Source organism: Leucobacter chromiireducens, assembly GCF_003917135.1.
GTDB lineage: Bacteria > Actinomycetota > Actinomycetes > Actinomycetales > Microbacteriaceae > Leucobacter > Leucobacter chromiireducens_A.
On sequence record NZ_RPDI01000008.1, the window covers coordinates 103,320 to 110,202 of the forward strand.

A 6,883-nucleotide genomic window follows, 5' to 3' on the forward strand; every position below is an offset into this window, starting at 1 on the left:
CGCGCACGGCCCGCGCACGTGGGGGTTGTTCCGCGTGTTTTCGGGGGTCTTTCACCCCTCATCCGGGCGTGTCGTGACCGGGGCCAGGTCACTATTCAGCAACTCGTCCAGTTCCGAGCTCACTTCACTCAGCGCCGTCAGCTGATCCCGCAGCGCGTTGTAGCGATCAATGTCGGCCTGAATCCCGACGCGGGTGCGCTCGAGCTCGCCGCGCCGCCACTCGAGCTCCCCGCGCAGCTGATCGAAGCCGAACGGGTCGTCGGAGAACTCGTACCGCTCGTTGCGCGCACTGAACTCGGCCGCATCGGCATTGAACTGTTCGACGGCGAGCACGTACTCCTTCTTCCGCCGCTCGACGTCCTCGCGGAGCTCGGTCATCTCCGCGCGCAGCTCGTCGGCCTGGCGCTGGAGATCCACGAACACCGCGTGATACTTCGCGAAGGCGTCAATGATGTCGGCGCGGTCAACGAACCACTGGGCGTAGTGCTCCTCGAGCCAGAAGGGCAACTCGCGCACCTCGGTCCCGAGCACCGAGTGCAGCTCGTTCACGAACGCCGCCTCCGGCAGGTGTTCGTACACCGACATGCGTTCCTTCAGCTCGGGATCACTTTCGACCCTGCTGTCGTACTCCTGGCGGAGCTTCGCGCTGAGCGCTGCGCGATCCCCATCCCCCAGCCGGGCGAACGTGGCGTGGAGCAGCTCGTGCGCCGCAGTCACCTCGACCACCCCGGAGAGTCGATCGTCCGTCACATCGAAGAGGTGGATCTGGTCATGCGTGTAGCACCCGAGCACGTGCCCCTGCTCGGAGTGATCCACCCCGGCGCACTGGGTATTGAAGTGCTGGCTGCCGTCGATTGTGGGGTGGGTCGCGAGAAACACCCGCGCACCACGCTTCGTGAGGTCGAGCTCGTGCAGCACGCGTTCCACGCTGGGATCAGGATCGAACGACACCGCGGCGAAGTGATCCTTCAGTTGCTGGCGGAACATCACCGCCACCACGAGGCAAAGCGCAAGGAGGACGACGACCGTCACACACAGGCCGCGCCAGAGACGTGAACGCTGTGCCTTTGCCATGTGACCACAGTAACTGTCGCGGCGTCGGCCCGGGTCCAAGAATGCACAAAATGACTCGAAACCCCGAAGATCCCTTACGTGGAGCCGCGGCACGCCCGGGCATACCGACCCAATTTGCACACCCCCGCAAAATCCCCGTATAGTCATACAAGTACACGGCAGCAACGCAGAAACAGACACCGTGAACATGCGGATGTAGCGCAGTTGGTAGCGCATCACCTTGCCAAGGTGAGGGTCGCGAGTTCGAGTCTCGTCATCCGCTCTGGTAGTCAGTATTATCTTGATTGCTTATCTGAATAGGTGGCAACACCATACGGTGGCGTGGCCGAGAGGCGAGGCAGCGGCCTGCAAAGCCGTATACACGGGTTCGAATCCCGTCGCCACCTCGCTATAATTCAATAGCCTTAACTAGGCGCGATTGGCGCAGCGGTAGCGCGCTTCCCTGACACGGAAGAGGTCACTGGTTCGATCCCAGTATCGCGCACAGAGTGAAGCCCCCGGCCATGCCGGGGGCTTCACGCGTTTCTGGGGTGTCCGCCACACCGCTCGCTCAGCGGCACTGAGCAGAGCGCAGTTCAGCCGCCGGGCGGCACCGCCCAGTGCTCACTCATGTGCGGCTGGGTGTCAGCACAATGCGCCCGCGCACGCCCCCGGCCTCCAGCTCTCGGTGCGCAGCGGCCGCGCGCTCCAGTGGGAGTGTGCGGTGCACGCGGGGAGTAATACTCCCCCGTGCAGCGGCGTCGAGCAATGCTGACAGCTGCGCCCCGTTCGGAGCGACCAGCACCGCCTCGCTCGTGATATCCCGGGGCGCATCGGGCACCGCAGCCGGTGCGACGCCGACATAGTGACCGCCATCCCGGATGCTCATCAGCACTCCGGATCCGATCACCGCCGCATCGAACGCGGCGTCGAAGTGTGGTGAATCAGGGAGGGTGTCGACGAACGATGCGCCCGTGCCGGCCACAAATGCTTCGTCCGCAGGCCTCGCCAGACCTGTGACGCGGAACCCGAGTTCGCTCGCGAGCTCACTGGCGTATCCGCCTACCGCTCCACCAGCGCCGGTGACCAGGAGGTGCCGACCGTTGGGCGCGCCGAGGAGCTCGAGCGCCTGCTGCGCGGTGAGCGCGTTCAACGGAACGGTGGCCGCGAGCTCCGCGCTGAGTGCTGACGGCACTTCGGCGAGGTCCGATGCGGGAACAATCGCCAGCTCGGCGTAGGCGCCTGGCCCACGATCGACCCCTGCGAGCAGGGCGGCGATCCGCTCGCCCCCGGAGAGATCCGCGACGCCGTCGCCCACAGCGTCGACCACACCAACGACGTCCCACCCCAGCCCCACCTCGGATGACGCGACCCAACCCAGCCGGTGATACACCCCACCCCGAGTCTGCACGTCAACGGGATTGACCGTTGCTGCTTCGACCCGCACTCGGACCTCGCCGAAGCTTGGGACCGGGGTGGGGACGCTCACAAGCTCGATCGCGTCCGCATCGCCCGGCGTTCGCACCAGTGCCGCACGCATGGTCTTGTCGCTCATCTTGTTCTCCATTTCAGGGCCTGTCTGGCCGCTCCGAGTACACTCTGTCCGACCGCACTCCCCTTCGGGAAGTAGGCACCTAAAGGTGCGTTGGTCACCGAACGCAGACGAGGAGCACAATGGCGACAACCACAGCAGCCGAACGCCGAGCGAGCGCAGAGGTAGCGTACGACGCTTATCTGGCCGCGTGCCCGAGCCGGCAACTCCTCGACACGCTCGGCGACAAGTGGGTCGTGCTGATCCTCTCTGCGCTCGCAGAGGGGCCGCAGCGATACTCGGATCTGCGGCGGCGCATCGCCGGCATCAGCCAGAAGATGCTGACCCAGACTGTTCGCCGGCTTGAACGTGACGGCATCCTCACCCGCACGGTCGTGGCAACCGTTCCCGTGACGGTCACCTACGCTGTCACTCCCCTCGGCCGCTCGCTGTTCGCTGTGGTGCAGCCGGTGAAACAGTGGGCGGAAGCTCACATGGACCGTGTCGTTTCCGCGCGAAACACCTACGATGCCGCGCACGCCGACCCCAAGTGAGTGAGGCTCATTCGGCCCTAGACCGCGACTCCCGAACGGGTGCCTCGATTGCCGCGCTCAGCGCCGCGCGGTGCGTGAGCTGGGGGTGATGGCCAGCGCCGCGGAGCGAGTGCAGCGTCACGCCGGGCAGCGATTCAGCCCACGCCGCCGCGATCGGGTCGAGCGGGTCGTTGCTCCCCGTGATGATGCGCACCGGCCCGGGATAGCTCGCAAGCGCATCGCGCAGCTCCGCGCGCCACTGCCGGGAGTGGGTGAGAGCGAGCTGCGCCGCGACCCGCCCGGCGGTTCGCGCCGACAGATCGCTGCGCACGCTGTCGAGCGCGCCTGCGCTGTCCGGGAATCCGGTCAGCGTGCGCGAGAGCTGCGCCGGGCTGGCGTGCCGCAGGAACTCGCGCACCATGGTGCGCATGCGCACGCCGAAACCGGGGAGCCGCTGCAGGAAGAACGGAGCCACGAGCGTCAGCGCGCTCACCCGATCGGGGAACCGAGCCGCGGCGGTCACCGCGGTAGCCGCCCCGATGGAGTGCCCGATCAGCTCAACCGGATCCTCGCCGAGAGCCGCGGGCAGCCACGCGTCCCAGTCCTCGATCCCCGCGCCGCCGCTCAGCCCGAGCCCGGGGAGATCCCGCACCCGCGCCCCGGTGTCGGCGGCGACCCCTGCCCAGGTCTCGGCGTTGACCGGCAGGCCGGGGAGCACCACACGCGGCGCCGCCGGGTCCCCCAGTTCGAGGGTGCGCAGTCCCCCGGCGCTGACGAACCGGCGCGCTCCCGGCGCCGCGGTGCCGAAGCGATGGAGCGCCAGGTAGTCGACCCAGCGCATCAGTGAGGTGTGCACATCGGGCATCCGGAGCCCGTGCCGCTGCGCGAGCGCCTCTGCCGGACCCGTCGGGTAACGATCACTCGACATGAACCCGAGAGTCTCCGGGTCCACGCCGCTGATGCGCGCGGGGAGCCGCTTGATGAGGCCGACGGGAATCCGGAGGCGGGGAACCTTGACGCCGAGGTGCTGCCCCACCCGCGTGAGCAGCTCGGTGAGCGGCGGAGTCTCGGTGTCGAGCACCCAGTACGCGCGCCCCACCGCGTCGGTGTCAACGGCGGCTGCCACCATGAACGCCGCGAGGAAGTCGACCGTCACCACCGGCAGGAAGATGTCGGCGTTCGACGGCAGCGCGGTCGCCGTTCCATCCCAGAGCTGCTGGATCGTGCTGGCGAACCCCACCAGCTGCTCGGACTCGCCCGTCACACTGTCACCGATCACGGTCGCGGGGTTCACGATGGTCCACGGCACCCCGGCCGCGTTGGCGTTGGCCTGGAACACCGCGTCGGATTCCACCTTGGAGGCCTCGTAGGCCCCAAGCTCACGATAGGTGGCCGCACGGTACTCATCACTCCACGGCACCAGAGCCGGATCCTGGCCGCCCACCCGATAGCCGGAGATGTGCACCACGCGCTGCACCAGCGGCAGCTCCGCGGCGAACGCCACGAGCTGCTCAACGATCCCCACGTTCGCTCCACGCGCTTCCGCTGCGGTCATCCCGAAGCGGAATGATCCAGCACAGTTGTGGATCTCCGTGACGTCGGCCCACTCGGCCGGCCCGCCCGCGAGGATCGGCGACGCGGTGAAGTCGACGAGCGCGGTGCCGACCGGCTTCGTGACCCCGTGCTCGCGGAGCCAGGCCAGCATCCGCTCCCCCGAAGCCTCGGATCGCACCGCCGCGGTGACGCGCGCGCCGCTGTCGATGAGCCGCATGATGAGGTGCCTGCCCACCAGCCCGGACGCGCCGAGCACGAGCGCGTGACGCGCCACCCCTGCCCCGCTCATCGGAGTCCACCAGCGGTCTGGCAGCGCAGCTCGATGAGCTCGGTGACGCTGTCGGCCGCGGCCAGGAGCGGTCGCGTGCTCAGCTGGGCGCGCGACACGATCACTGCGCCCTCGATCAGGGAGACCACGACGGTCGCGGTGGCGCTCGCCTGCTGCGCGTCGACGCCCCCCACCTGGAGGAGCGCCGCCGTGGGTTCGATCCAGGAGTCGAAGGCCGCGGCGCACGCGTCGCGCAGCCGCTCGCTCTCCGCCCCCATCTCGAGCGTGACCACCGACACCGGGCACCCCACGCGGAAGTCGCTGTCCGCCAGGAGCGCCGCGAGGGCAAGGATCACGGAGCGCGCCGCCTCGGCGACGTTCTTCGCGGACGCCGCCGACTCGGCGATCAGCGCTTCGAACTGCCGCGCCGCGAGCTCCACCGCTGCGACACCGAGTCCCTCCTTCCCGTCGGGAAAGTGGAAGTACACCGAACCCTTGGGCGCCGCCGCGTGCTCGGTCACTGCGTTGAGGCCGGTCCCGCTGTACCCGCCGATCTGGATCAGCTCCAGCATCGACGCCGCGAGCCGGGCCTTCGTGAGTTCACCTTTTGTTGCCATGGATTAAAAATAGACCAGTCTATATATTTTGGCAAATCGAGGCTTCCGTGCGAGCGACTGGCCCGGTCAGCCCGAGCCGCGACACCCTCACTCGCACCCCACCCCCACTCGCACTATGTGTGAGCCCGGGCCGGAATCCTGACACCCAGCGGATCACTCTCGAACACAGTTGGGGAGCTGGTGAAGCAGCCGGGCCGGCCGGGCCGCGGCCAGAGCAACGCTGGTCCAGCTAGTCAACCGTCGGGGCGAGCTCCGCGATAATCTCCGCGTAGCGCTGGAGAAATGCCCGCTCATCAAGCCGCTTGTGGCGCAGCCAGCCGGTCACCTCGTTGGTGTGCTTGCTCGCGTTGCACGACGCGCACGCCGGCACCACGTTCTCGAGCGTGTACCTGCCGCCCCGCGCGATCGGCTGGATGCAGTCCTTCTGCAGCGCCGCACCGCGCACCCCGCAGTACGCGCAACCGCCCCAGGCGGCGCGCAGCTCATCCCACTCGGCTGCGGTGAGGTCGTTGTCCACGCGTGAGAGGCGCCGCTCGCGCCGCTTCGCGTAACGCGCGCGAGACTTCGCGCTGCTCGACACGGGAAATCTGCGACGGGGTGGCACCCCTCAATCCTAGGCGCTCACCACCCGCTCGGCACGCCGCAGAGCGCAGCCACCGCGCCCCCGACGGCGCAGCCGATCACCACGAGCCACGCGGGCCACCGCGCCAGCGTGAGCAGCACGAACACGAGGCACGCGAACGCGAGCGGCAGCCATCCGGTGACGCCGGCGGGCACGACCGGGGTGACGAACGCCGCGGCGAGAATGCCGACCACCGCGGCGTTGGCGCCGCTGATCCCCGCCGCGGCCCACGCCCGGGCGCGCAACGCGTCCCACGCCGATAGCGCGGCGAGGAGCCAGAGCACGCCGGGCACGAACACGGCGACGAGGGCGAGGGCTGCGGTGCCGAGCGCTCCCCAGCCTAGGCCGGCCCCGGCGCCGAGCTCGAAACCGAGCGGCGCCGCGAACGTGAAGAGCGGGCCAGGCACGGCCTGCGCCGCACCGTACGCCCCGAGAAACTGCGCGGGATCGATGCCGTCCGCGATCACGGGCTCCGCCCCGAGCAGCGGGAGCACGACGTGCCCGCCCCCGAACACGAGCGCACCGGCGCGGGTGAACGCGTCGGCGATGCCGACGAGCAGGCCGGGCCAGATCCGGGCGGCAAGCGGCAGGCCGACGAGGAGCGCGGTGAGGAGCGCCGCGGCGGTCAGCCCGATCCGGCGCGAGACGATGGGGATCCCGGCTCGCGCCCGGCTCGGCCCGGGGTCGGGGCCGCGGGCCGCGCCG

At 69.0% G+C, this 6,883-nt stretch carries 7 protein-coding genes and 3 tRNA genes; 4 read left to right on the forward strand and 6 right to left on the reverse strand.

Annotated elements, in window-relative coordinates:
• Positions 1-51: 51 nt before the first annotated feature.
• The gene (locus EGM46_RS05965; RefSeq protein WP_125099244.1) at positions 52-1,074 is read right to left on the reverse strand and encodes a hypothetical protein; all 1,023 of its coding nucleotides are present in this window, start codon (positions 1,072-1,074) and stop codon (positions 52-54) included.
• A gap of 189 nt (positions 1,075-1,263) precedes the next feature.
• Between EGM46_RS05965 and EGM46_RS05970 the strand changes: the two genes are divergently transcribed.
• From EGM46_RS05970 to EGM46_RS05980, 3 genes are all read left to right on the forward strand, one after another.
• Positions 1,264-1,336: transfer RNA gene (locus tag EGM46_RS05970), tRNA-Gly, on the forward strand.
• 53 nt (positions 1,337-1,389) lie between these two features.
• Positions 1,390-1,460: transfer RNA gene (locus EGM46_RS05975), tRNA-Cys, on the forward strand.
• A 26-nt stretch (positions 1,461-1,486) separates the two neighbouring features.
• Positions 1,487-1,558, forward strand: a tRNA-Val gene (locus tag EGM46_RS05980).
• 123 nt (positions 1,559-1,681) lie between these two features.
• Here the strand turns inward: EGM46_RS05980 and EGM46_RS05985 are convergent.
• Entirely contained in the window at positions 1,682-2,608 is a 927-nt protein-coding gene (locus EGM46_RS05985; RefSeq protein WP_125099245.1) for a zinc-binding dehydrogenase, read from the reverse strand.
• A gap of 119 nt (positions 2,609-2,727) precedes the next feature.
• Here EGM46_RS05985 and EGM46_RS05990 point away from each other — a divergent pair, with 119 nt between their 5' ends.
• Complete coding sequence (locus tag EGM46_RS05990; protein WP_125099246.1) at positions 2,728-3,138, forward strand: winged helix-turn-helix transcriptional regulator; 411 nt, start codon at positions 2,728-2,730, stop codon at positions 3,136-3,138.
• A gap of 7 nt (positions 3,139-3,145) precedes the next feature.
• Here EGM46_RS05990 and EGM46_RS05995 read toward each other — a convergent pair whose 3' ends face one another.
• From EGM46_RS05995 to EGM46_RS06010, 4 genes are all read right to left on the reverse strand, one after another.
• Entirely contained in the window at positions 3,146-4,960 is a 1,815-nt protein-coding gene (locus EGM46_RS05995; protein WP_125099247.1) for an alpha/beta fold hydrolase, read from the reverse strand.
• Entirely contained in the window at positions 4,957-5,556 is a 600-nt protein-coding gene (locus tag EGM46_RS06000; RefSeq protein ID WP_125099248.1) for a TetR/AcrR family transcriptional regulator, read from the reverse strand. The genes EGM46_RS05995 and EGM46_RS06000 overlap by 4 nt, the downstream gene beginning before the upstream one ends.
• A 229-nt stretch (positions 5,557-5,785) precedes the next feature.
• Positions 5,786-6,160: an HNH endonuclease gene (locus EGM46_RS06005; RefSeq protein WP_206427512.1), complete on the reverse strand. Its 375-nt coding sequence runs from the start codon at positions 6,158-6,160 to the stop codon at positions 5,786-5,788.
• A 17-nt stretch (positions 6,161-6,177) separates the two neighbouring features.
• The coding region (locus EGM46_RS06010) for a chromate transporter (protein WP_206427513.1) at positions 6,178-6,883 on the reverse strand (706 nt) is incomplete at its 5' end.

What these genes read in the sequence shown, in the direction of transcription:
- EGM46_RS05965 (WP_125099244.1), bottom strand. Translation starts at nt 1,074, where the DNA reads ATGGCAAAGGCACAGCGTTCACGTCTCTGGCGCGGCCTGTGTGTGACG.
- EGM46_RS05985 (WP_125099245.1), bottom strand. Translation starts at nt 2,608, where the DNA reads ATGAGCGACAAGACCATGCGTGCGGCACTGGTGCGAACGCCGGGCGAT.
- EGM46_RS05990 (WP_125099246.1), top strand. Translation starts at nt 2,728, where the DNA reads ATGGCGACAACCACAGCAGCCGAACGCCGAGCGAGCGCAGAGGTAGCG.
- EGM46_RS05995 (WP_125099247.1), bottom strand. Translation starts at nt 4,960, where the DNA reads ATGAGCGGGGCAGGGGTGGCGCGTCACGCGCTCGTGCTCGGCGCGTCC.
- EGM46_RS06000 (WP_125099248.1), bottom strand. Translation starts at nt 5,556, where the DNA reads ATGGCAACAAAAGGTGAACTCACGAAGGCCCGGCTCGCGGCGTCGATG.